General features: G+C 73.9%; 21 protein-coding genes. 6 read left to right on the forward strand and 15 right to left on the reverse strand.

All coding sequences use genetic code 11. The features are described 5' to 3' along the window. Window positions 1–142 precede the first annotated feature (142 nt). Both ACFYX4_RS13835 and ACFYX4_RS13840 read right to left on the reverse strand, forming a co-directional pair. The gene (locus tag ACFYX4_RS13835; protein WP_389331728.1) at window positions 143–931 is read right to left on the reverse strand and encodes a class I SAM-dependent methyltransferase; all 789 of its coding nucleotides are present in this window, start codon (window positions 929–931) and stop codon (window positions 143–145) included. A 60-nt stretch (window positions 932–991) separates the two neighbouring features. After that, window positions 992–1,297 carry a 4a-hydroxytetrahydrobiopterin dehydratase gene (locus ACFYX4_RS13840; RefSeq protein ID WP_389331034.1) on the reverse strand — a complete coding sequence of 102 codons (306 nt, stop codon included), beginning with the start codon at window positions 1,295–1,297 and terminating at the stop codon, window positions 992–994. Between the two features lie 188 nt (window positions 1,298–1,485). Between ACFYX4_RS13840 and ACFYX4_RS13845 the strand changes: the two genes are divergently transcribed. After that, window positions 1,486–2,361 carry a helix-turn-helix domain-containing protein gene (locus ACFYX4_RS13845; RefSeq protein ID WP_389331037.1) on the forward strand — a complete coding sequence of 292 codons (876 nt, stop codon included), beginning with the start codon at window positions 1,486–1,488 and terminating at the stop codon, window positions 2,359–2,361. Window positions 2,362–2,370: 9 nt separating this feature from the next. On the opposite strand, the gene ACFYX4_RS13850 is transcribed toward ACFYX4_RS13845, so the two are convergent. After that, window positions 2,371–2,796, reverse strand: coding sequence for a hypothetical protein (locus tag ACFYX4_RS13850; RefSeq protein WP_389331040.1), 426 nt, complete (start codon window positions 2,794–2,796; stop codon window positions 2,371–2,373). Between the two features lie 241 nt (window positions 2,797–3,037). Between ACFYX4_RS13850 and ACFYX4_RS13855 the strand changes: the two genes are divergently transcribed. The 3 genes from ACFYX4_RS13855 (at window position 3,038) to narJ (ending at window position 5,363) form a co-directional block, all read left to right on the forward strand. Then, complete coding sequence (locus ACFYX4_RS13855; RefSeq protein WP_389331043.1) at window positions 3,038–3,901, forward strand: helix-turn-helix domain-containing protein; 864 nt, start codon at window positions 3,038–3,040, stop codon at window positions 3,899–3,901. A gap of 40 nt (window positions 3,902–3,941) precedes the next feature. Next, entirely contained in the window at window positions 3,942–4,760 is an 819-nt protein-coding gene (locus ACFYX4_RS13860) for an SAM-dependent methyltransferase (RefSeq protein WP_389331046.1), read from the forward strand. 108 nt (window positions 4,761–4,868) lie between these two features. Then, on the forward strand, window positions 4,869–5,363 hold the full coding sequence (narJ, locus tag ACFYX4_RS13865) for a nitrate reductase molybdenum cofactor assembly chaperone (protein WP_389331049.1): 495 nt from the start codon (window positions 4,869–4,871) through the stop codon (window positions 5,361–5,363). 43 nt (window positions 5,364–5,406) lie between these two features. Here the strand turns inward: narJ and dnaK are convergent, their stop codons facing one another. The 6 genes from dnaK to ACFYX4_RS13895 form a co-directional block, all read right to left on the reverse strand. Further along, window positions 5,407–7,269 carry a molecular chaperone DnaK gene (dnaK, locus tag ACFYX4_RS13870; RefSeq protein WP_389331052.1) on the reverse strand — a complete coding sequence of 621 codons (1,863 nt, stop codon included), beginning with the start codon at window positions 7,267–7,269 and terminating at the stop codon, window positions 5,407–5,409. A gap of 170 nt (window positions 7,270–7,439) precedes the next feature. Further along, window positions 7,440–7,865 carry an OsmC family protein gene (locus ACFYX4_RS13875; RefSeq protein ID WP_389331055.1) on the reverse strand — a complete coding sequence of 142 codons (426 nt, stop codon included), beginning with the start codon at window positions 7,863–7,865 and terminating at the stop codon, window positions 7,440–7,442. A gap of 67 nt (window positions 7,866–7,932) precedes the next feature. Continuing rightward, window positions 7,933–9,669 (reverse strand): hypothetical protein, encoded by a 1,737-nt coding sequence (locus ACFYX4_RS13880; RefSeq protein WP_389331731.1) that lies wholly within the window; start codon window positions 9,667–9,669, stop codon window positions 7,933–7,935. A 59-nt stretch (window positions 9,670–9,728) separates the two neighbouring features. Continuing rightward, window positions 9,729–10,790 carry an ATP-binding protein gene (locus ACFYX4_RS13885; RefSeq protein ID WP_389331058.1) on the reverse strand — a complete coding sequence of 354 codons (1,062 nt, stop codon included), beginning with the start codon at window positions 10,788–10,790 and terminating at the stop codon, window positions 9,729–9,731. Between the two features lie 145 nt (window positions 10,791–10,935). Beyond that, on the reverse strand, window positions 10,936–13,203 hold the full coding sequence (locus ACFYX4_RS13890) for a phage holin family protein (protein ID WP_389331061.1): 2,268 nt from the start codon (window positions 13,201–13,203) through the stop codon (window positions 10,936–10,938). 98 nt (window positions 13,204–13,301) lie between these two features. Then, window positions 13,302–13,703, reverse strand: coding sequence for a hypothetical protein (locus ACFYX4_RS13895; protein WP_389331064.1), 402 nt, complete (start codon window positions 13,701–13,703; stop codon window positions 13,302–13,304). An 84-nt stretch (window positions 13,704–13,787) separates the two neighbouring features. Between ACFYX4_RS13895 and ACFYX4_RS13900 the strand changes: the two genes are divergently transcribed. Both ACFYX4_RS13900 and ACFYX4_RS13905 read left to right on the forward strand, forming a co-directional pair. Further along, a complete protein-coding gene (locus tag ACFYX4_RS13900) occupies window positions 13,788–14,561 on the forward strand; it encodes an MBL fold metallo-hydrolase (protein WP_389331067.1) in 774 nt (257 codons plus the stop codon). Then, window positions 14,558–15,235, forward strand: coding sequence for a DedA family protein (locus tag ACFYX4_RS13905; RefSeq protein ID WP_389331070.1), 678 nt, complete (start codon window positions 14,558–14,560; stop codon window positions 15,233–15,235). The genes ACFYX4_RS13900 and ACFYX4_RS13905 overlap by 4 nt, the downstream gene beginning before the upstream one ends. A gap of 14 nt (window positions 15,236–15,249) precedes the next feature. Here the strand turns inward: ACFYX4_RS13905 and ACFYX4_RS13910 are convergent, their stop codons facing one another. From ACFYX4_RS13910 to ACFYX4_RS13935, 6 genes are all read right to left on the reverse strand, one after another. Next, window positions 15,250–15,939 carry a hypothetical protein gene (locus tag ACFYX4_RS13910; protein WP_389331073.1) on the reverse strand — a complete coding sequence of 230 codons (690 nt, stop codon included), beginning with the start codon at window positions 15,937–15,939 and terminating at the stop codon, window positions 15,250–15,252. A gap of 74 nt (window positions 15,940–16,013) precedes the next feature. Beyond that, window positions 16,014–16,502: a SigE family RNA polymerase sigma factor gene (locus ACFYX4_RS13915; protein WP_389331076.1), complete on the reverse strand. Its 489-nt coding sequence runs from the start codon at window positions 16,500–16,502 to the stop codon at window positions 16,014–16,016. A gap of 100 nt (window positions 16,503–16,602) precedes the next feature. Beyond that, a complete protein-coding gene (locus tag ACFYX4_RS13920; protein ID WP_389331079.1) occupies window positions 16,603–17,700 on the reverse strand; it encodes an MBL fold metallo-hydrolase in 1,098 nt (365 codons plus the stop codon). Next, complete coding sequence (locus ACFYX4_RS13925; protein WP_389331082.1) at window positions 17,697–18,944, reverse strand: aminotransferase class I/II-fold pyridoxal phosphate-dependent enzyme; 1,248 nt, start codon at window positions 18,942–18,944, stop codon at window positions 17,697–17,699. The genes ACFYX4_RS13920 and ACFYX4_RS13925 overlap by 4 nt, the downstream gene beginning before the upstream one ends. A 250-nt stretch (window positions 18,945–19,194) precedes the next feature. Then, entirely contained in the window at window positions 19,195–20,091 is an 897-nt protein-coding gene (locus ACFYX4_RS13930) for a hypothetical protein (RefSeq protein ID WP_389331085.1), read from the reverse strand. Between the two features lie 271 nt (window positions 20,092–20,362). Further along, window positions 20,363–21,226, reverse strand: coding sequence for an RNA polymerase sigma factor SigF (locus tag ACFYX4_RS13935; protein WP_389331088.1), 864 nt, complete (start codon window positions 21,224–21,226; stop codon window positions 20,363–20,365). Window positions 21,227–21,254: the final 28 nt, after the last annotated feature.

Genomic DNA, 21,254 nt, shown 5'->3' on the forward strand with positions numbered 1-21,254 from the left:
GCTGCCCGGACGGCGACCCGGCCCGATTCGTCGTGCCGGGCAAGCCGTGGATGTGCTGCGTCTGGGAGCTGCCGCCGATCCCGCACGAGCGGGACGCCTGGGTACGGCACCTCCTCGCACCCGAAGTGCCGGATCTGGCGACCTACTTGGCCGACTCGCTCCCCGAGGGGACCACGGGGGACCGACCATGAGCGGGCTTGCGGAACGCCAGGAGCGTGAACCAGGGGTCGGGGCGGGGGCGGTCCTGATCGGGTAGTCGCGTCAGACGGGCGGCGAAGTCCTCGGCGAGGGGCTCGCCCGGCGGCAGGGTCATGAACCAGCCGCGTCGCAGGTCGGCGATCGTGCGGCGGGGGCTGCGGCCCTGACCCCGGCCCGGGAAGCGGGCCCGTCCGGCCGGGACGAGACCGTGGGCGGCGGCGTGCGACTCGACGCGCGCCGCCTCGTCGCGGGCCGCCCGGGGCGGACGGGATGCGAGCACGGCGTCGATGTCGCTGCCGACGTTGTGCGCGGCGGCCTTGTCGACCGTGGTGACGTAGACGCCGCCGGGCCGCAGCACCCGCGCGCACTCGGCGACGATCGCGCCCACGTCGGCGTCGCTCTGCGCGAGGTGCAGCAGCCACACGCTGCTCACCGCGTCGAACTCGGCCTCGCGGAAGGGCAGTCGGCGGCAGTCGGCCCGCACGACGGCGCCGGGCAGCCGTACCGCGGCCTGCCGTGCCATCGCCGCCGCGAGGTCGACGCCGGTCACCCGCAGACCGGCGCGTCCGGCCGCGATCCTGCGGGTGACGATGCCGGTGCCGCAGGCGACGTCGAGCAGCCGGCTCGCCCCGTCCGGCACCAGGTCCAGGACGGCCCGCGCCGCCGCTGCCGCCCTCGGCTCACCGCCGCGCGAGGCGTCGTAGCGTTCGGCTTCCTCGTCGTAGTCCAGCACCCGCGCCCCCCGTGTCCCGTCCGTCACGCCCCGCGTGCGTCACGCCTCGCGTCCGTCGCGTCACCGCGCCCCGTGGCCCGGGGCCAGGTCCTCCACCCTGCGGGCGAGCGCGAAGTCGAGCTCGGTGAGCGCGCCGCCCGCGCTGTGGGTGTTCACCGCGAGCGACACCGTGTTGTAGCCGAGAGTGAGGTCGGAGTGGTGGTTCAGCTCCTCCTGGACCTGTGCGACATGGACGACCAGGGCGGTCGCGGCGAAATGCGAGGCGAGCCGGTAGGAGCGGGTGAGGCTGCCGGCCTCGACGGACCAGCCGGGCAGCTCCGACAGACGTTCCTCGATCTCCTTCTGCGACAGCGGTTCGACGGCCATGGCACGGCTCCCTTCCCTGGATGTCGCGTACCTGTCCAGCGTGCCACAGGAGGGGCGGGGCGACCCTGGTCAGAGCGGTTCCGCGAAGCTTCCGGGGAGCTTCCGGGGCTCCCCGCGGCACGCCGGACGGTCTCTCGCGGCACGCCGACCGGTTTCTCGCGTCTCGTGCGTCGACTACGGTCGAGGGCATGACGACTGTCGCGCCCGGCTCCGGTCCCGGTCCCGCCGTCGACCCCGGTCCCGCCGGTCAGGGCGTCGGCCCGCTGCTGCGGGCCTGGCGGGAGCGGCGGCGGGTCAGTCAGCTGGAGCTGGCGCTGCGCGCGGACTCCTCGGCGCGGCACATCAGCTTCATCGAGACGGGCCGCTCCCGGCCCAGCGAGGAGATGGTGCTGCGGCTGGCGGAGCACCTCGACGTCCCCGTGCGGGAGCGCAACTCCCTGCTGCTGGCGGCCGGTTACGCCCCCCGCTTCCGGGAGACCCCGCTGGACGACCCGGCGCTCGACGCCCTGCGCACCGGCATGGAGCGGCTGATCCGGGGCTACGAGCCCTACCCGGCGCTGGTCGTGGACGCGATGTACAACGTGCTGGCGGCGAACCGCGGGATCACCATGCTGCTGGACGGCCTCCCGGAGTCCCTGCTCACGCCGCCGCTGAACGCGATGCGCCTGACCCTGCACCCGCGAGGTCTCGCGCCGCGCATCCGCAACCTGCCCGAGTGGCGCGGCCATCTGCTGGCCCAGATGGAACGCGACATCGCCCTGCACCGCTCGGCGCCGCTGCGGGAGCTGTACGAGGAGGTCGCCGCGTACCCGGCGCCCAGCACCGTCCCGGGCACCCCCTTCGCCCCCGAGGCCGAACCCGCCGAGCCCACCGAACCGGCCCAGCCGGTACCGTACTTCGCGCTGCCGATGCTGATCGAGCACGAGGGCCGGACGCTGTCGTTCATCTCGTCGATCTCCACGTTCAACACGCCCATGGACGTGACCGTCGCCGAGCTGGCCATCGAGACGCTGCTCCCGGCCGACCCGGCGACGGTCAAGTACCTGCACTCGCTGATCGGTTGACCGAAACGGTCAGTTCCCGCGCGCCTTCAGCGCCACGTGCTGGAGCCCGGCGAAGCCGGCCACGACGAGCGCCTGCGCGAGAGTCCACACCGCGCCCACCGCGGTCGGCGAGAGCCACAGCGCGAGGGCGACGCAACTGAGCGCCGCCCAAGCTGCGTTGGCCTCGATCACCGCCCGCACGGGCAGCGCCGCCGGGCGGGCGCGGGCGGCGAGCAGGCCGACGCCGGCCGCGTACGCGGTGAGGAACGCGCCGAGGCCGAGCAGCAGCGCGGAGTCGACGCCGAGGAGCCGGCCGAGAGGCCCGGACAGGGCGAGGTAGGCGAGCCCGTTGCCGCCGGTCACCGCCGCGTCCAGCGCGAGGAAGCGGCGCAGCGCGGTGTGCGGCTCGGCGGTGCGGGCGAGGGCGGTGAGCGCAGTGGGCCGGGTTGCGGACATGACGAATCAGCCTCCGTCGAGGTCGTGGTGGAGTGGGGACCGGAATCCCGATCGGGATCTGCGTGCCGGGCCGGGTCCCGGACCGGAGTGCGCCGACCCGGAACCCGTGGACCCCACCCTCCCGTCCCGCGCGGCCACGGTCGATTACCCGCGGGGTAATCCCTTTCCCCGGCCCCTGTGAGACCTCAACCGGAACATGGCACACTGACCCGCGTGCCTCGACACGTAGGGGAGACGTGGCGTGAGTGAGCGACGGCCCGCGCCTACGGTGGGCCAGGTGGTACTGGGCAGGCGGCTCCAGGAGCTGCGCGAGGCGGCCGGGCTGAGCCGTGAGGAGGCGGCCCGCGCGCTGCGCGTCGCGCCCGCGACGGTGCGGCGCATGGAGACGGCCGAGGTCTCGCTGAAGATCCCGTACGTGCAGGTGCTGTTGGAGGCCTACGGCGTGCCCGCGGAGGAGGCCGCCGCGTTCGTGACGCTCGCCGAGGAGGCGAACCGGCCGGGCTGGTGGCAGCGGTTCCACGACGTGCTGCCGGAGTGGTTCAGCCTGTACGTGAGCCTGGAGGGCGCCGCGCGGCTGATCCGCTCCTACGAACCGCACTTCGTGCCGGGGCTGTTGCAGACCGAGGCGTACGCGCGGGCCGTGCTGGAGGCGGGGACGGTCGGGCGGAAGAACCCGGAGGCGATCGAGCGGCACGTCTCGCTGCGGATGGCCAGGCAACGGCTGCTGGAGGGCCCCGACGCGCCCCATCTGTGGGCGGTGATGGACGAGACGGTGCTGCGCCGGCCGGTGGGCGCGGACAGTTCCGTCATGCGCGAACAGCTCGACAAACTGCTGGAGTTGAGCGAGCGGGACCGGATCACCCTGCAAGTGGCGGAGTTCGCCGACGGCCCGCACCCGGGGACGTCCGCCCCGTTCACCCTGTTCCGGTTCGGGGAACCGGAGTTGCCCGACATGGTCGTCACCGAGTACCTGTCCGGCGCCCTGTATCTCGACTCGCGCAAGGAGGTTTCCGCCCATCTGGAGGTCCTCGACCACATCACGACGCACGCCGCGTCGGCACAGCGCACGAAGAAGCTGCTGCGGGACGTCCGCGGCAGCCTCTGAGCACCCCCCAGTCACCGCCCGCCCGAGGAGAAGACCCCGCATGACCGGATCCGAGTCCGAGAGCCCCCTGCGCATCGACACCAGCCGCCCGCACCCGGCCCGCGTGTACGACTGGTGGCTCGGCGGCAAGGACAACTACCCCGTGGACGAGGAGCTGGCGCGCAGGATCCTCGCCGTGGACGGCACGGTGCTGCGCGGCGCGCGCGCCAACCGCCGGTTCATGCAGCGGGCCGTGCGCACCGTCGCCGAGGCCGGGATACGCCAGTTCCTGGACATCGGCACGGGCATCCCCACCGAGCCCAACCTGCACCAGGTCGCGCAGGGCGTCGCCCCGGAGGCGAAGGTCGTGTACGCCGACAACGACCCGATCGTGCTGCGGCACGCGGAGGCGCTGCTGCACGGCTCCCCCGAGGGCTCCACGGAGTACGTGCACGCCGACGTCCGCGACCTCGACGCCCTGCTGGAGCGGGCCGCCGACACCCTGGACCTCGACCGGCCCCTCGCGCTGTCGCTGGTGGCGCTCACCCACTACCTGGGCGAGGACCCGGCCGGCGACGACGTGTACGGGCTGCTCAAGCGGTACGTCGCCGCGCTCGCCCCGGGCAGCTACCTGATCCTCTCCCAGGTCACCCCCGATCTGAACCCGGAGGCCATCGAGCAGGCGGCGAACCACTTCCGGCGCAGCGGCACCCCCTTCCACCCCCGTTCGCACGCGGAGTTCTCCCGCTTCTTCGAGGGGCTGGAGCTGCTCGGTCCGGGCGTGCTTCCGGTGTCGGGCTGGCGGCCGGAGCCGCAGGACGTGAAGCTCCAGGCGGAGGGCATCGTGCCGGTGTACGCGGGGGTCGCCCGCAAGCCCTGAGCCCGGACCCGCCGGCTACGGGGTGACCCGTACGGGTGCCGTGAACGGGTGCGCTCCCGCGCCCGCCCCTAGGTTCGAGTCGAGGGGCGGGCAAGGGAAGGAGACCTGATGCCCTCGGACGCCGTGTTCTACCAGGCGGCCGCGCTCTGCCTGACCCGCCCCGACGACGACCTGCGCGCCCGGCTGCCCCTGGTGCGCGAAGCCGCCCCGCAGCTAAGGGAATTCGCCGATCACGCGGCCGTGACCCCGCTCGCGGAGCTGGCCGCGCACTACGCGCGCGTCTTCGACCTCGGGAACCGGCACAGCCTGTACCTGAGCCGCTGGCCGGACGGCGACGCCCGGCGGCGCGGCCCGTCCCCGGTCCGCTTCACGGACCTCTACCGGCGGCACGGGCTGGAGCTGACCGGGGAGGAACTGCCCGACTTCCTGCCCGCGGTGCTGGAGTTCGCGGCCCGCACCGGCGACACCGAGCTGCTCACCGGCCACCGTGACGGCCTGGAGCGGCTCCGCTCCCGGCTCGCCGCCTTCGGCACGCCCTACGCGTCCGTCCTGACCGCCGTGTGCGCGACGCTGCCGCCCGCGCCCACCGGGGAGCGCCCCTGACGCCGGCCTGTTCGCGCCGCTGACCTGGACGGACGCGCCGGCGTCAGGCGGCCCCGCCCCGGGTGCCGCGTTCGTCGTCGACGACCTCGGCGTCGACGACCTCCTCGTCGTCCGGCCCCGCCGCGCCCTCGGCGTCCGCCGTCGGAGACGGCTGCTGGGCCTGGGCGTACATCGCCTGGCCCATCCGCTGACTGACGGCGGCGGCCTTCTCGACGCCGGCCCGCAGGGCGTCCGTGTCGGCGTCGCCTTCCAGCAGCGCCTTGAGGTCGGCGATCGCGGACTCCACCTCGCCCTTGGTGTCCGCGGGCACCTTGTCGCCGTTGTCGCGGAGGAACTTCTCGGTCTGGTAGACGAGTTGCTCGGCCTGGTTGCGGGTCTCGGCGCTCTCGCGGCGTTCCCGGTCCTCCTCCGCGTACTGCTCGGCCTCCCGCATCATGCGGTCGATGTCGTCCTTGGGCAGCGCCGAGCCGCCGGTGACGGCCATCTTCTGCTCGCGGCCGGTCGCGAGGTCCTTCGCGAAGACGTGCATGATCCCGTTGGCGTCGATGTCGAAGGCGACCTCGATCTGCGGGACCCCGCGCGGGGCCGGCGGAAGACCGGTGAGGTCGAAGACACCGAGCTTCTTGTTGTAGGCGGCGATCTCGCGTTCGCCCTGGTAGACCTGGATGCCGACGGAGGGCTGGTTGTCGGCGGCGGTGGTGAAGATCTCCGAACGCCGGGTGGGGATCGTGGTGTTGCGCTCGATCAGCTTGGTCATGATGCCGCCCTTGGTCTCGATGCCCAGGGACAGCGGGGTGACGTCGAGCAGCAGGACGTCCTTGACGTCGCCGCGGATGACGCCGGCCTGGAGGGCGGCGCCGACGGCCACCACCTCGTCGGGGTTGACGCCCTTGTGCGGGTCCTTCCCGGTCAGCTCCCGCACCAGGTCCGTCACCGCCGGCATCCGGGTCGAGCCGCCGACGAGGATGACGTGGTCGATCGCGGACAGCCGCACCTTGGCGTCCTTCACCGCCTGATCGAACGGCGTGCGGCAGCGGTCGAGCAAGTCGGCGGTCAGCTCCTGGAACTGAGCCCGCGTCAGTTTCTCGTCGAGGTGGAGGGGGCCCTCGGCGGAGGCGGTGATGTAGGGCAGGTTGATCGTCGTCTCCGAGGAGCTGGACAGTTCGATCTTCGCCTTCTCGGCGCCCTCGCGCAGCCGTTGCAGCGCCATCCTGTCGTTGCCGAGGTCGACGCCGTACTGCCCCTTGAACTTCTTCACCAGGTGCTCGACGATCCGCTGGTCCCAGTCGTCGCCGCCGAGACGGGTGTCGCCGTTGGTGGCCTTGACCTCGATCACGCCGTCGCCGATCTCCAGCAGCGACACGTCGAAGGTGCCGCCGCCGAGGTCGAAGACCAGCACGGTCTGCTCCTCGCCCCGGTCGAGGCCGTAGGCGAGGGCTGCGGCGGTCGGCTCGTTGATGATCCGCAGCACCTTGAGCCCGGCGATCTCCCCGGCCTCCTTGGTGGCCTGGCGCTGGGCGTCGTCGAAGTAGGCGGGCACGGTGATCACCGCGTCGGTGACCTCCTCGCCGAGGTACGCCTCGGCGTCCCGCTTCAGCTTCTGGAGCACCCGGGCGGACAGCTCCTGCGCCCGGTAGCGGGTGCCCTCCACGTCACCGTGCTGCGGGAAGCGCCAGTCCGCGTCGCCCATGTGTCGCTTGACCGAGCGGGCGGTGCGGTCGACGTTGGTGACGGCCTGCCGTTTGGCGACCTCGCCGACGAGCACCTCGCCGTTCTTGGCGAAGGCCACGACCGACGGGGTGGTCCTGGCCCCCTCCGCGTTGGCGATGACCGTGGGTTCGCCGCCCTCCAGGACGGCCACCACCGAGTTCGTGGTCCCGAGGTCGATCCCCACCGGACGTCCCATCGCTGTCCCCTTCCGTCAGGGAGGCTGCCGCGCCGCCGGACTTCCAGCACAGAACGTGCGGGGTCGGCTGTCAATGGGAGGGGCGCCGCGCCGGGGCCGGGTGGATCACCCCGGCCCCGTGGGCCGACCGGTCGCGCGGGGTGCGTGCGACCGGCCGGCGGGCCGCCGGCTCAGGCGAGCTTGGCGGAGAGGGTGATCGTGGTGCCGGTGAGGGCCTGGCTGACCGGGCAGTTCTTCTTGGCGTCCTCGGCGGCGGCCTTGAAGGCGTCGTCGTCGAGGCCCGGCACGGTGCCCTCCACGGTCAGGTGGATGCCCGTGATGCCCTCACCCGGCTGGAAGGTGACGTCGGCCGAGGTGACGAGCTTGGTGGGCGGGGTGCCGGCGCCGGCCAGGCCGTGCGACAGCGCCATGGAGAAGCAGCTGGAGTGGGCGGCGGCGATCAGCTCCTCCGGGCTGGTCTTGCCGTTCGCCTGCTCGGCGCGCGACGGCCACGACACCGGCTGCTGGCCGATGCCGGAGGAGTCGAAGGTGACGACTCCGTTGCCCTCGAGCAGGTTGCCTTCCCAGACGGTGTGTGCGGAGCGCGTGGTGGCCACGGTTCTTCCTTTCGCATGGGGTTCCCGTTGGACGGGTTTCCGTCCCCCCATCCGATCACACTCGACTTCATCGCACGCGGAAGACCGGCCCACGCGCGGTGAACGGCAGTTGACGTCCCTGGGGAATCAGATAGGCGTGCTCGCGCCGCACCCGCAGGACGTCGCACCAGCCGTCCGTGATGACGAGGACCGGCGCACCGGGCGGGAAGTCGTCGGCGCGCTGGAGGAGGTCCACGCCGGGCTGGAGGACGGTGCCGCCGCGCCCGCGCACCCGGACCCGGCCGGCGATCTCGGTGACGGGCAGGTAGCCGGCGTCGTGGGGCGTGGCATCGCAGAAGACGACGCGGGCGACGGGCACGTCGCGGGCCTCGGCGTAGGAGGCGATCGCGCCGAGGGCCTTGCCGAGCAGGACGCGGTCCATGGAGCCGGAGGTGTCCAGGACGACGCCGAAAGTACAGCGGGAAATCTCCTCCGGTGGGAAGTAGCGGCCCGCGCGCGGGATGTCGGGGGTGGAGGCCTGCCGGCGGGCGGGGCGGGCGTAGGAGCGCAGCGGTTCGGGGCGGGGCACGAACTCGTCGAACCAGCGGGCCAGTCGTGCGTCCCAGGGCAGCGGCGGGTGGCTGAGCGCGCGGATCTCCTCGACGAGTCCGGCGGGCAGGTGGCCGCGTTCCTGCCGTCGGTGCAGGTCCAGGCCCTGGGCGAGTCCGCGCCGGTAGAAGCCGTCGAGGTCGACGTGGTCGCGGGGCGGGCCGAGCGGGCCGCCGAGGATGTCGCCGAGGCCCTTGCCGCGCGGGGTGGACAGCCGGCGCATGCGCCGCAGGTCGCCCGCGATGCGGTCGTAGACCTCCTCGGCGGACAGGCCCGCCAGCTGCGGGTCGAACAGCACGCCCTCGGGCATGTCGCCGACGTCCATCTCGCGCAGCCAGCCGTTGATGACGTAGTCGCAGGCCACGTTGAAGAGGTAGGGGTCGCGTCCGCCGCAGCGGTCGCCGTGGCGCAGGGCGGCGTGCAGCATCTCGTGGGCGAGGATGAACCGCCATTCCTCGTCCTCGAACCGCCGCAGCGGGTTGACGTAGATCTCGCCCGCCTCCGCGTTCACGGCGGCGACGGAGATGCCGTGGGCGCGGGCGAGTTCGGCGTCGGCGACGAGCGTGAGGCCGGCGGCGATCCCGCCGAGCAGCGGGTAGGAGGAGACGAACCAGCTCAGCGCCTTCTCCCAGGGGCGGCGGTGGGGCGTCTCGCCGTCGAGGGCGTCGCGGCGGCCGCCTGCCATGTCCATCGCGGCGGACACGGTCCGGGTGAGGGCGGTGGCGAAGGCCAGCTGCCGGTCGGGGGCGCTGGTGCCCTGCCAGCTCGTCCAGGGCACGAGCAGGATGTCCGGCTCGGCGCCGCCGGTCCCGCAGTGCCGGTAGGCGGTCGGCAGGGCGGTGCGCCGCCAGCGGTCGGCGAGCTGTTCCTCGTCGCCGTCGGGGTAGGAGGACGGCAGGTCGTCGGGGGCCCTGCCGACGGGGAAGGTCAGCAGGAAGCGGTTGACGACCGCGCAGCGCGCGGCCAGCGCGTACCGGTCGGGCTGCTCGCGCTTGCCCCTGGCCGCGGGCACGTGCCCGAAACCGAGGTGGAGCGCGGCGTGGGCGAGCGACCAGGCCCAGAGGACCGGTTCGACGAGACGGGTGCGGCGGGCGTGCAGGAAGCCGTCGGAGTCGACGCGGACGAGGCCGTCGGCGGGGGCCAGGTCGCACTCCTCGTCGAGGCAGACGTCGAAGTCGAGGGCGGCCAGCGCCGGATTGGCGCGCACCAGCCGCATCCCCTCGGCGAAGGCCTCGGCGGCCAGGTCCCGCTTCTTCTTCCCGCGGTCGTCGCGGCTCACCGGCGCGCCTCCACCAGCCGGGGCATGTCACGGGCGGCCTCGACCAGGAACCAGGCGGGCAGCACGGGGTTGCCGTCGGCGTCGGCGGCGATGACGGTCTGGGCGACCTCGACGGAGATCTCGGCGAGCTGCACGAGCAGCGACTTGGCGCGGTAGGCGATCTGCCGGCCGTGCGCGGACATGTGCGCCTTGTCGGCGGGCAGCTCCTTGACGAGCCGGCCGCGGAAGGAATCGGCGAGGTAGTACAGCAGGTCGCGGTCCTGGACGCGGTGCGGCCAGGGGGCGTCGCCCTTGAGGACGGCCTCGATGCCGTACCGGCTGCGGACGATCTTGACGTAGCCGCAGAAGGCGGTGGCGTGCGCGGGGGTCAGCGTGCCGTGGGCGAGGACCTTCAGGGTGTCCTCGTCGAGGTCGCGGCCGAAGGAGTGCAGCGCGTCGGAGAGCATGTGCCAGGAGCGGGGCGTGGAGAACGGCTCCTCGGTCTTGGGCGGCTTGGACCACAGGTGGTCGGGGCGGTCGGTGAGGTGGTCCAGGATCCACGGGTGGATGGCGTTGTCCGCCGCCCAGACCAGCCAGTCCTTCGCGGAGGCCTCCAGGTGGACGTGGGTGAGCCGGTTGACGAGGGCGGAGGCGATCGGGCGGGCGAGGGCGTTGTCGGTGGCGCGGTTGCCGGCGCCGACGACAATCGAGCCCTTGGGGAGTTCGTAGTCGCCGATACGGCGGTCCAGGATCAGCGAGTAGAACGCCTTCTGCACGTCCGGGGTGGCCGCGTTCAGCTCGTCCAGGAACAGGCAGTACGGCTCGTCGCGGGCGATGGCCTGCGGCGGGCAGAACACCGACCGTCCGTCGCGGATCTGCGGGACGCCGATCAGGTCCTCCGGGGCGAGCTGGGTGCCGAGCAGGCTGACGCACTCCAGGCCGAGGGACTCGGCGAAGTCCCTTACCAGGGAGGACTTTCCGATGCCGGGCGCGCCCCAGAGGAACACGGGGCGGACGGTGGCGAGCCCGAGCAGCAACTCGGGTATGCGGGAGGGCGTGACGGTGACGGCAGCCTGCAACGCAGGGGCTCCTCGGGGGTGTTCGACCGGGGCGCGGACGCGGACGGCGGACGCGCGATGTGGGAACAGTGTGGGCGTACGGCCCTCCCGCCGCAGCCGATTTTCCGGCGGCCCGGTCCCCCTCGGACGGCCCGCTACTCCCCCCTCAGGCGGCCCGCTCCTCCCCCTTGCGGACGGCTGGCTCCCCCTGTGCCGTCTCCAGGGGCACCTCGGGCCCGTTCGACTCGCGCAGCCAGCGGCTCAGGACGCGGTGGACGTGCTCGGCGCCGACGAGGTGTTCGCCGTCCCCGACCGGGGCGGACAGGTCGAGCGGGGACAGCAGGAAGGGTCTGGTCTGGGGGCCGCCGAGGCCGCCGTGCGAGCCGATCTGCTCCTCGAAGGCGAGGACCTCGCCGTCGGCCGGGTCGTGGAAGGAGTTGACCATGATGTCGGCGGTGTGCGGGAAGGAGTGCGTGCGGCGCACCGCGTCGGCGGCGCCCGGCCCGAACGCGGCGAGCGGGCCCGGCTCCTCGTCGAGCCGGTCGACGGGGATCTGCGCGCCGTACGCGCCGAGCACGACCCCGCCGTGCTCCTCGCTGCGGACGAGGAGGAAGCCGACGCCGGGGTGGTTGGCGAGCGTGGACAGCAGCGCGGGGTGACGGGCGTCGATCTCCTCCTTGCTCATCCGGTGCGGCACGTCCGGGAAGGAGACCAGGCCCAGGTTGCCCGAGGCCAGCACGACGGGCTCGGAGCCGCGCGGGGGGCGGTACTGCTCGCCGACCTCCTCCACGGGCCGGCGCAGCGCCGCCCGGACGGCCGCGCGCGCCTCCGCGCCGCTGTGGGTGCGCTGCGCCTTGCGCGGCACGGGCAGGCCGCAGCCGGCCCGCACGAGGTCGCCGAGGGTGAGGCCGTAGCGGGAGCGGAAGGTCTCGCCGGGGCTCTGTCCGTGGTCGGACAGGACGACGATCCGGTAGGGGCGGGGGGTGTGTTCGGCGACGTTCTCGAGGAGGGCGAGGGAGCGGTCGAGGCGGGCGAGGACCTTCTCCGCGTCGCGGCTGTCCGGGCCGGAGTGGTGCGCGACCTCGTCGTAGGCGACGAGGTCGGCGTAGACGGCGGTGCGGCCGGCGAGCATGTCGCCCATGACGGCCGTCACGACGACGTCGCGTTCGACGACGGTCGCGAAGGCGCGCACGAAGGGGTAGAGGCCGCCGCGTCCCACGCGCGGGCGCTGCTTGCGCAGCCGGGCGCGGGTGGACTGGCCGATCTCGCGGCCGACCTCCGCGACGAACGACAGGGCGGTGCGGACGGCGTTCGCCGGGTCGGAGAAGTAGGCGAAGTAGCCGGCGCGGGAGCGGGTGGCGGCGTCGCGCCGCCGGGTGGCGATGGACAGCACGAGCGCCTGCTCGTCGGCGCCGCCGCCGAAGAGGTTGCCGCGGCTGGCGCCGTCGGCGGACAGCAGCCCGGCGTCACCGGTGCGCTCGACCGCGCGGCGCTGGAGCTCGGCGGCGCTGGTGGGCCGGTTGCAGACCACGACCTCCCCGCGGTCCTTCTCGTACCACCGGAACGCGGGCACGTCGTGATTGCTCCCGTGCAGAATCCCCAGCTGACTGGCCCCGGTCTGACTCGACCAGTCGGTATGCCAGAGAGTGAGCCGGTGGGTGGGGGCGGGGGCAGGGGGGTGAGGGCGAGGGCGACGGGCGAGGGGACGGCGGCGTGGCGGGGCGGCGGTGTGGGGGTGACGGTCGGCAGGGCTCTCTCCGAGGGGTTGCCCGGGCTCCTCGGGGGGTGGGGCGGTGTGGGGGGTGAGGGGTTCGGGGGTGAGGGGGGTGGGGGTGAGGGGGGTGGGGGTGCCCAGCCAGCGGGCTGTTGTGGGCATCACGCCGTTCTTCGCGGCGGCCAGCAGGACGTCGTGGCCCACGCCGTCGAGTTGGAGGAAGACCGTGCCGGGGGTGGTCGCGCAGGCCGGGACGTCTCTTCGGCGGCGGGCGGAGAGACGGTGGAGTCGCCGCCGGTAGGCGTCGTCGTCGCGGACGGCCAGCGCGCCGCCGGTCGCGGAGGCGACGGCGGACATCACGGCGGCGACGATCACCGCGGTCTCGGGGGCCACCTCGCTCTGCCCGGAGGGGTTCAGCCGCAGCGCGAGCAGGAGCAGCGAGCCGTTGAGGAAGAACACCAGCAGGCCCAGCACCAGCGCCGGCACGAGCAGCAGCAGCCGCACCAGCAGGGGCCAGGCCAGCGCCGACAGCAGGCCGAAGACGCCCGCGCCGACGGCCGCGGTGACGGCGATCGTGGTGGAGCTGTCGCCGTCGGGCGACTGGAGCCGGAAGTCCGGCAGGATCCCCGCGAGCACGAGCATCGTGACCGTGGACACCGCCCACACCGCGACGCTCCGCCCGGCCTGACTGACGGCCCGCCGCCAACGCACTCCCCGCACGCCCAGCCCACCTCACGTTCCGGCCCCGCCGCCCGGCGGGCCGCCACCCACCTTGTCATACCGCGTCGAGAGCCCGCCCGGAGCCGGCGGCCGGTGGCCTACCGGCCGTCGTACCCGGCCGTCGGCATCGACAGCCTGCGGTGGACGCGGGCCTTCATCTGGGCGTCGTAGGCGGGTTCCGCGACGCCCACCGTCTCCACGCGGACCCCGCGCCGCTCGCACTCCTCGGCGAACTCCTCGACCGAGGACAGGGCGCTCTCCAGGACCCGCCGGCTGGGCGCGACGAACAGGTCGACGCCGGCCCGGACGCCGTCCCACAGCACGCAGTGGTCGGGCCGCAGCGCGCGCACCAGCAGCTCCCGGCTGACGACGTACCCCCGCTCCGCGGCCCACCGCGCGCACATCGCGTGCTGGCCGCGCGAGTCCACCAGGAAGGGATCGGCGTCCAGTTCCTCGAGCGGCGTCAGACTCGCGATCGCCGTGACCCGCACCGGTCCCATGGCGTCCCCCTCACCTCCGGGTTTCGCCGCCGACCCTACTCCTGCCCGTAGGCTTCGGGGGAGTCGCGCGAAGGAGGCAAAGAGGTGCCGGTGGAGATCACCTGGTGGGGCCACGCCACCTGCACGGTCGAGGATTCGAACGTCCGCGTGCTCACCGACCCGCTGTTCGCCCGTCGCCTCGCCCACCTGCGACGTCGCCGCGGGGCCGTGCCCCCGCCGGACGCCTGGCGGGCGGACGTGGCGCTCGTGTCGCACCTGCACGCCGACCATCTGCACGTGCCCTCCCTCGCGCGCCTCGCGCCGGGCACGCGCCTCCTCGTGCCCCGGGGCGCACCGCGCACCGTGCCCGGCCTGCGCCGCCTGGCGCATCTGCGGCTGACCGAGATGTCGCCGGGCGACGAGACGGACGTGGGCCCGCTGCGGATACGCGCCGTCCCCGCCGAGCACGACGGCCGCCGGCTGCCGGTCGGCCCGCACCGCTCCCCCGCCCTCGGGTACGTCGTCGAGGGCGAGGCCAGGACCTACTTCGCCGGGGACACGGGCCTGTTCGAGGCGATGGCCAAGGAGGTCGGGCCGGTCGACGTGGCGCTGCTGCCGGTGGGCGGCTGGGGGCCGTACCTCGGCGAGGGGCATCTGGACGCGGGGCGCGCGGCGGAGGCGCTGACCCGGCTCGCGCCCCGCAGCGCCGTGCCGGTGCACTACGGCACGTACTGGCCGATCGGGATGGACGCCGTGCGCCCTCATGAGTTCCATGCGCCGGGTGAGGAATTCGTGCGCCGGGCCGCGCAGTGCGCGCCGGCGGTCGCGGTGCACCGGCTGGCGCACGGGGAGAGCGTGCGACCGGCGGTCGCCCCATGATCCCGCCGGCCGCGCTGACGCCGGCCGTTCTGATACCCCGGGCCGTCGCGACGCCGCTGGCCGTCGTCGCGATCCTGCCGACGGAGTCCACGCAGCAGGTGGTCGGCTACCCGACGCTGTTCCTGCTGGTGCTGTTCGGGGCGCTGGTGCCGGTGGTGCCCACGGGTGCGCTGGTGAGCGGGGCGGCCGTGGTCGCCTTCCACCAGACGGCGCCCTTCTCACTGCTGCTGCTGTTCGTGACGGCGTCCCTGGCGGCGTTCCTCGGCGACGCGGCCCTGTACTGGCTGGGGCGGCGCGGGCTGCGCTCGAAGAACGGCTCGCGCTGGCTGGAGGCGATCCGCTCGCGCGCGCCGGAGGAGCGGCTCGACCAGGCGCAGACGAAGCTGGCCGAGCACAATGTGGCCGTGCTGGTGCTGTCCCGGCTGGTGCCGGCGGGCCGCATACCGGTGATGCTGGCCTGTCTCCTGGCGGAGTGGCCGCTGCGGCGCTTCGTGCGGGGCAATCTGCCGGCCTGTCTGGCCTGGGCGCTGACCTACCAGCTGATCGGCATCCTCGGCGGCTCGCTGTTCCCGGAGCCGTGGCAGGGCGTGCTGGCGGCGGTCGCGCTGACCGTCATGGTCAGCACGGCCCCCACCGCGTGGCGCCACCTACGCCGCCGCACAGGCACGGCGTAACCGTCACCTCCGGTTCAGGGCAACAGCTCCTTCCTGAGGATCAGGTCGCGAATCTCTTTCCGGTTCACCGGGAAGCCCTTCAGCAACGGTCCCAGCGCTTTCACGCCCGAGTACCCCTCCCAGGCCTGGACACTGAGCACCGTGCCGTCCTTCAGTTGCAGTTGCGCGGAGAGCATGGATCCGTCGGAGCGATTCGTGGAGGAATGCTGCCAGATGGACAAGAGGCCGCTGGACACCGCCTCGTCGGTGCACTGCTGCCTGATACCCGTCATCCCATGACCAAGCCGACTGCACGGAGTGAAAGCGGCGCTGGAGCCCGGGTACTTGCGTTGCGCGGCGAGATCGAACACTTCGACCATGAGATACCCGACGCCCCCGTCCCGGGCGACCGAGTACTCCCCGTCGTAGGGGCCGACCCTCGTCGACGCTTTCGGCTCCCTGCCGGTGAGGATCTTCTCCATCGAGATCGCGGTGACCTTGCCGACGCTCTTGGGCAACAGGTCCTGGAGCGCGGTGGCGTGGGCCGTCGGTGAGGAGGCCACCGGCGTCTTCTCCTCGTCGGCGCGCAGCGCGCCGGAACCGAGGGTGACCGAGAGCGCGACGACCGCCACCGCAGTGCCGGTCATCGCCGCGCGCCGCCGTCGTCGTACGCGCCCGGCCGTCGTGAAGACGGACCCTCCGTCGCGTCCGACCGGCGCCTGCACGTCGGCGACGGCCCGACCGAGCAACTCCCTCACCAGTTCCCCGTCTTGGCGGCCGCCCAGCTCATCCGTCCCGTTCATACGAGTTCCTCCCGCACCACGGCCTTCAGGGCCGCGAGTCCTCTCGCCGTGTGGCTCTTGACCGTGCTCTCCCGCATGCCGAGCAGTTCGGCGGTGGCGGCGACGCTGAGGTCCTCCCAGTAGCGCAGCACCAGCACCGCCCGCTGTCTGGGCGCGAGCCCGGCGAGGGCGGCCCGGACCATCAATCCGGTGTCGCTGTCCGTCGGGTGGTCCGGCACGTCGGGCAGTTCGCCGTAGGCGTGCTCACGCCGCCAGAAGCGGCGGCGGCCCGCGATGAAGGTGTTGACCAGCGTCTTGCGGGCGTAGGCGTCGAGGTTGTCGAGCCGCCCGTGCCTGCGTGCGCCGAGGACGACCTTCACCAGCGTCGTCTGAACGAGGTCCTCCGCCTCGTCCCGGTTGCCGCAGAGCAGATAGGCGCTGCGGAACAATGCCGAACGTCTTCCCTCGACGAAGGCATGCAGAGCCGCTTCCGCCCCCCGGGTCATCCGTCCCCCTCTCCCGGCCCTTCCTTTGTACAGGCCTCTCACCCGTACCAGTGCGGTGGGAGTGCCGTCAGGACGCAGAAGACACGGGACGAATTCTCGCTCAGGTAACGGCGGCCCCCCGCCGCCCGAGCACCCGGGAGCCGCCCACCGGCAGATCCCACAGGTCGGCGCGGTCGCGGCCGGCCTGCTGCCAGGCGGCGCGGACCCGGGTGAGGGGTTCGAGGACCGGCTCGGCGGAGAGGACGAACGTGCCCCAGTGCATCGGGGCCATCCGGGCCGCCCCGAGATCCTGGGCGGCCCGTACCGCCTCCTCCGGGTCGCAGTGGACGTCGCTCAGCCACCAGCGGGGGTCGTACGCGCCGATGGGCAGGAGGGCGAGGTCGATGCCCGGGTAGCGCTGTCCGATACGGGAGAACCAGTGGCCGTAGCCGGTGTCGCCGGCGAAGTAGAGGCACTGTCCGTCGGAGTCGGTGAGCACCCAGCCTCCCCACAGGGAGCGGCAGGTGTCGGTGAGGCTGCGCTTGGACCAGTGGTGGGCGGGGACGAAGTCGAAGCGCACACCGCACAGTTCGGCCGCTTCCCACCAGTCGAGCTCGGTGACGCGGGTGAAGCGGCGGCGGTCGAACCAGCGCCCGAGCCCGGCCGGCACGAACACCGGTGTGTCGCGCGGGAGTCGGCGCAGGGTGGGGGCGTCCAGATGATCGTAGTGGTTGTGGCTGACGACGACCGCGTCGACGGGCGGCAGCGTCTCCCAGGGGACGCCGACGGGGGTGACGCGGGCCGGGGTGCCGAGGATGCGGCGCGACCAGACCGGGTCGGTCAGCACGGTCAGACCGCCGATCCGCACCACCCAACTGGCATGCCCCGCCCAGGTGATGGCGACGGTGCGGGCGTCCACGTCGGGGAGCGGGCCCGGCTCGAACGGCAGGCGCGGGACATCGGCGAGGCCCTCCTTGCCGGGACGCACGGCGCCCTCGCGGGCGAAGCGGGCCATGGCCCTGAGGCCGGGCAGCGGGGCGGTCAGCCGGTCGTGGAAGGAGCGCGGCCACACCCGCCGCTCCCCCAGCGGGCGGGGCTCGTCGAGCGGCGGGGCGGGAGAGGCGAGGGGGGCTGTCCAAGACAGCGCGGACACAGGGGACTTGAGAGCCGGGGTGAGGGCGGTCGCACGGGTGGTGGTCGGCTCGGACTGCTGCGTCATCGAGGAGGCTCCCATCGCTGGGCGTCGTCGCCGAGATCGTCGAAGACCGACCTCAGATGGATCAACGCGCGTTGCACGTGTGGCAGTTCCGACGGGGTGGGCGACATGAGGCATTCCGTGCGCTGCTCGTCCGTGCCGCCGAGCAGCGCGCCGGTGGACAATCGGACGCGCAGCGCGGCGAGTTCGTCGCCGAAGCGGTGTCCGCCCGGCGCGGACATGCCGAGCCGGGCGGTGAGGAGGTCCTCCAGATCCTGGGCGTCGTCGACGTCACGCGCGGACAGCGCGTCGCGCAACGGGCCCAGATCGACGTAGAGATGGCGGCCGGCCTGCGGCGGCAGGGCGAGCGCGCCCGCGGCCGTGACGGCGGCGTGCGCGGCGGCGGCCAGCCGCGCGTGCAGCCGTACGGCGTCCCGCACGCGCGCGCGGACCGGCTCGGGCTCGGTGAGGGCGTGGGCGGCGACCGCGGCGACGGGTGCGGCGACGCGGGCGTCGAGCGCGGTGAGGACGTCGAGCACCCGCGCGTGCAGGTCGTCCCCCGCCGGCCCGGCCGGCAGCCGGGCGACGGCGGCGGGCCAGCCCGTCGGCAGCAGCGCGCCGGCGAGGTCGCTGACGACGCTGACCCGGTCCGGGAGCATCTCGGCGGGGCTGACCAGCACGGTGCCGTGCGGGTCGTGCAGGGTGTCGCGCCAAGTCTCGTCGCTGACGAGGTGCAGCCCCTCGTCGGCGGCGGCCTCCACGACCTCGTGCAGCACCTCGGGCGGGGCGACGGTGGCGGTGGGGTCGTCGGCGACGGACAGCACCAGCAGCCGCGGGTCGCCGCCCTCGGCGCGGACCCGCCGCACGGTCTCCAGCAGCGCGAACGGGTCCGGGACGCCGCCGCACTCCGCGGGCGTCGCCACATGGAAGACGGGCCGTCCCAGCAGGCGCGCGTACGGCCCCCACCAGGCCGCGCAGGGCCTCGGCGCCAGGACGTCGCCGCCGACGGCGGCGGTCAGCGCGAGCAGCAGGGCGGGCGCGCCGGGACCGGCCACGGTCCGCTCGGGGCCGGTGGGCGTGCCGCGCCGCTCCCAGTAGCCGCAGGCCGCGTCCAGGAGGGCGGGGCCGCCGCCGACGGGTTCGCCGTCGCCGTGGGAGGAGGCGGCGGCGAGGACCGCGGCGAGGTCGGGGAGGACGGGCAGCCCGTCGGCGGGGAGCGGCGGCCCGTAGCGGACGGGGCCATGTCCTTCCGGTTCCGTCCGCCGCATGGGTCCTCCGCGCAGTCCGTCCCTGGTGCCGCGTGCCGTCGCCGTCCGGTGGTCGTCGCGCCGTTCGACCCCGGCGGGGGCCCCGTGGCCCGTGTGCCGGGTGGTGCGTGACGTCTCGTACGGGGCCGGGTGTGCCCTCGGGACCCGAGTACCCCGTGTGCCGCCCTCCCATGGCCGCCGGATGGCCGTCCGTCGGCCGTCGGCCGGCCGTCGGTCGCGGTAGCTCCGGTCTCAGCGGTGCCGGGCGGTGTCAGACACGTCCCGCGGAGTCGCGGCGGCGCAGCCGGTGGACGGCGGCACCGAAGGCACCAGCGATGAGGAGACCGCCGGCGACCAGCGTGGGCACGGAGTCGGTGAACGCCCCGCCGGTCCCCGCCCGCACGCCGTGCTCGACGGCCGCGCCGGCGCAGGAGTCGTCGTGCGCGCCGGAACCACGGGTGTACCCGGGGCAGGGCTCGGACTCGGATCCGGACTCGAATCCGGGCTCGGACTCCGCCTCCGCCTCCGAGTCGGGCTCGGGCTCGGGCTCGGGCTCGGGCTCGGGCTTGAGCTGGGGCGTCCCGGACGTCCCGCAGGCGTCGAGGTGGTCGTCGTCGCAGGGTTCGGGCGTCGTGCAGCCCTTGTCCCGGGCGCACAGCGCGTCGGCCTCGCTTTCGGAGACGCCGAAGGCGGCGCTCCACGGCGCGCCCCGACCGCCGGACGGCGCGGGGCAGGTGCCGTCGACCGTCCAGGCGGAGCGCGTTGCGGCCGCCTCGGCGGCGCCGGCGGCTCCCGTGACACCGCCGTCGGAGAGGTCGTCGACCGGGGCGTCGGTCGCCCCGTCCGTGTCGTCGACCGGCACGGTCAGATCCTCGGCCAGGGCGATCCGGGCGGTGCCCCGGTAGGCGGGACCGGTCAGCTCGTCGCCGCCCGGGACCAGGGTGAGGGTGACGGTGCCGCCGTCGAAGGCCCGGGAGGTGGCGTCCAGGGTGCCGGGGGCGGGGCCGCCGAGGGGATCGCAGGTCACCGAGACGGTGATACTGCCGCCGGGGGCGACGGTGGCCGGGCCGATCTCCGCCGTCGGCTCCGCGGACGCGTCCGGGACGGCGCCGGCCAGTACGGCGGCGCCCACGGCGGCGACGGACAGGACACGGGCGGTGCGGCGCATGGGACGGCTCCTTCGGCCGGCGGCTGCGGGACACGGCGTCCATGCCCCACAGCCATCACAGCCCGCACCGGCCGGGGCCGCGCGCGGCCACCCGCCATTAGCGGGAGATCCCCCCGCCGACCGGGTGATTCCCCGAACACGACGGTGAGGACCTCCGGCAGGGCGGCACACGGCCGGGCCCTCCCGCTCCACGCCCCCTACGGGCGGGAACCGGGCCCGGACCAGGGCCTGCCCGGCGGATCATGCCGCGGACGGAGGTGCCGAGCCCCGCTCACCCGCGCTGACGGACCACCGCCGGTTCCCTGCGAGGGGATCCGCCGGACAGGCCCTGGGCCGCGTCGTTCAGCACCTGTTCCCGCAGGCGGTCGCAGCATCGGTTGATCAGCCGGGAGACGTGCATCTGGGAGATGCCGAGCTGCTCGGCGATCCGGCTCTGCGTCATGTCGCCGAAGAAGCGCATGTAGAGGATCGTCCGCTCCCGCTCGGGCAGCGCGGCGAGCCGGGGCTTCACGGCCTCGCGGTCGACGACCGTGTCCAGCGCGGGGTCGGGCGAGCCGAGCGCCTCGCCCAGGGACCAGCCGTCCTCGACGCCCGCCACCTCCGCGTCGAGGGACAGCGCGGTGAAGCTCTCCAGCGCCTCCAGCCCTTCCCGCACCTCGTCCTCGCTCAGCTGCGCCTGCCGGGCGATCTCGGCGACGGTGGGGCGGCGGGCGGAGGCGGTCTGGGACAGTTCCTGGCAGGCGAACCGCACCCGGTTGCGCAGATCCTGCACCCGGCGCGGCACGTGCAGGGTCCACATGTGGTCGCGGAAGTGCCGCTTGATCTCCCCGGTGACGGTGGGGACGGCGTAGCTCTCGAACGCCTTGCCGCGCTCGGGGTCGTAGCGGTCGACGGCCTTGACCAGGCCGAGGGCGGCCACCTGGCGGAGGTCGTCGGCGTTCTCGCCGCGGTTGCGGAAGCGTCCGGCGAGACGGTCGGCCATGGGCAGCCAGGCCTCGACGATCTGTGCGCGGAGCGCGTCGCGCCGCGGGCCCGGCGGCAGCGCGGCGAGTTCGCGGAAGGCGTCGGCGGTGTCGGGGGCGTCGTCGTGCGGGTGGCGCTTCGCGCTCGCCCGGTGATGCGCGGGTGTACGCATGGGCGTAGCAACTCCCTTGGAAGTGCTC

This window comes from Streptomyces sp. NPDC002328 (assembly GCF_042890065.1).
Lineage (GTDB): Bacteria > Actinomycetota > Actinomycetes > Streptomycetales > Streptomycetaceae > Streptomyces.

What these genes read in the sequence shown, in the direction of transcription:
- ACFYX4_RS13840 (WP_389331034.1), bottom strand. Translation starts at nt 1,297, where the DNA reads ATGGCCGTCGAACCGCTGTCGCAGAAGGAGATCGAGGAACGTCTGTCG.
- ACFYX4_RS13845 (WP_389331037.1), top strand. Translation starts at nt 1,486, where the DNA reads ATGACGACTGTCGCGCCCGGCTCCGGTCCCGGTCCCGCCGTCGACCCC.
- ACFYX4_RS13850 (WP_389331040.1), bottom strand. Translation starts at nt 2,796, where the DNA reads ATGTCCGCAACCCGGCCCACTGCGCTCACCGCCCTCGCCCGCACCGCC.
- ACFYX4_RS13860 (WP_389331046.1), top strand. Translation starts at nt 3,942, where the DNA reads ATGACCGGATCCGAGTCCGAGAGCCCCCTGCGCATCGACACCAGCCGC.
- narJ (WP_389331049.1), top strand. Translation starts at nt 4,869, where the DNA reads ATGCCCTCGGACGCCGTGTTCTACCAGGCGGCCGCGCTCTGCCTGACC.
- dnaK (WP_389331052.1), bottom strand. Translation starts at nt 7,269, where the DNA reads ATGGGACGTCCGGTGGGGATCGACCTCGGGACCACGAACTCGGTGGTG.
- ACFYX4_RS13880 (WP_389331731.1), bottom strand. Translation starts at nt 9,669, where the DNA reads ATGCGGCTGGTGCGCGCCAATCCGGCGCTGGCCGCCCTCGACTTCGAC.
- ACFYX4_RS13895 (WP_389331064.1), bottom strand. Translation starts at nt 13,703, where the DNA reads ATGGGACCGGTGCGGGTCACGGCGATCGCGAGTCTGACGCCGCTCGAG.
- ACFYX4_RS13905 (WP_389331070.1), top strand. Translation starts at nt 14,558, where the DNA reads ATGATCCCGCCGGCCGCGCTGACGCCGGCCGTTCTGATACCCCGGGCC.
- ACFYX4_RS13915 (WP_389331076.1), bottom strand. Translation starts at nt 16,502, where the DNA reads ATGACCCGGGGGGCGGAAGCGGCTCTGCATGCCTTCGTCGAGGGAAGA.
- ACFYX4_RS13920 (WP_389331079.1), bottom strand. Translation starts at nt 17,700, where the DNA reads ATGACGCAGCAGTCCGAGCCGACCACCACCCGTGCGACCGCCCTCACC.
- ACFYX4_RS13925 (WP_389331082.1), bottom strand. Translation starts at nt 18,944, where the DNA reads ATGCGGCGGACGGAACCGGAAGGACATGGCCCCGTCCGCTACGGGCCG.
- ACFYX4_RS13930 (WP_389331085.1), bottom strand. Translation starts at nt 20,091, where the DNA reads ATGCGCCGCACCGCCCGTGTCCTGTCCGTCGCCGCCGTGGGCGCCGCC.
- ACFYX4_RS13935 (WP_389331088.1), bottom strand. Translation starts at nt 21,226, where the DNA reads ATGCGTACACCCGCGCATCACCGGGCGAGCGCGAAGCGCCACCCGCAC.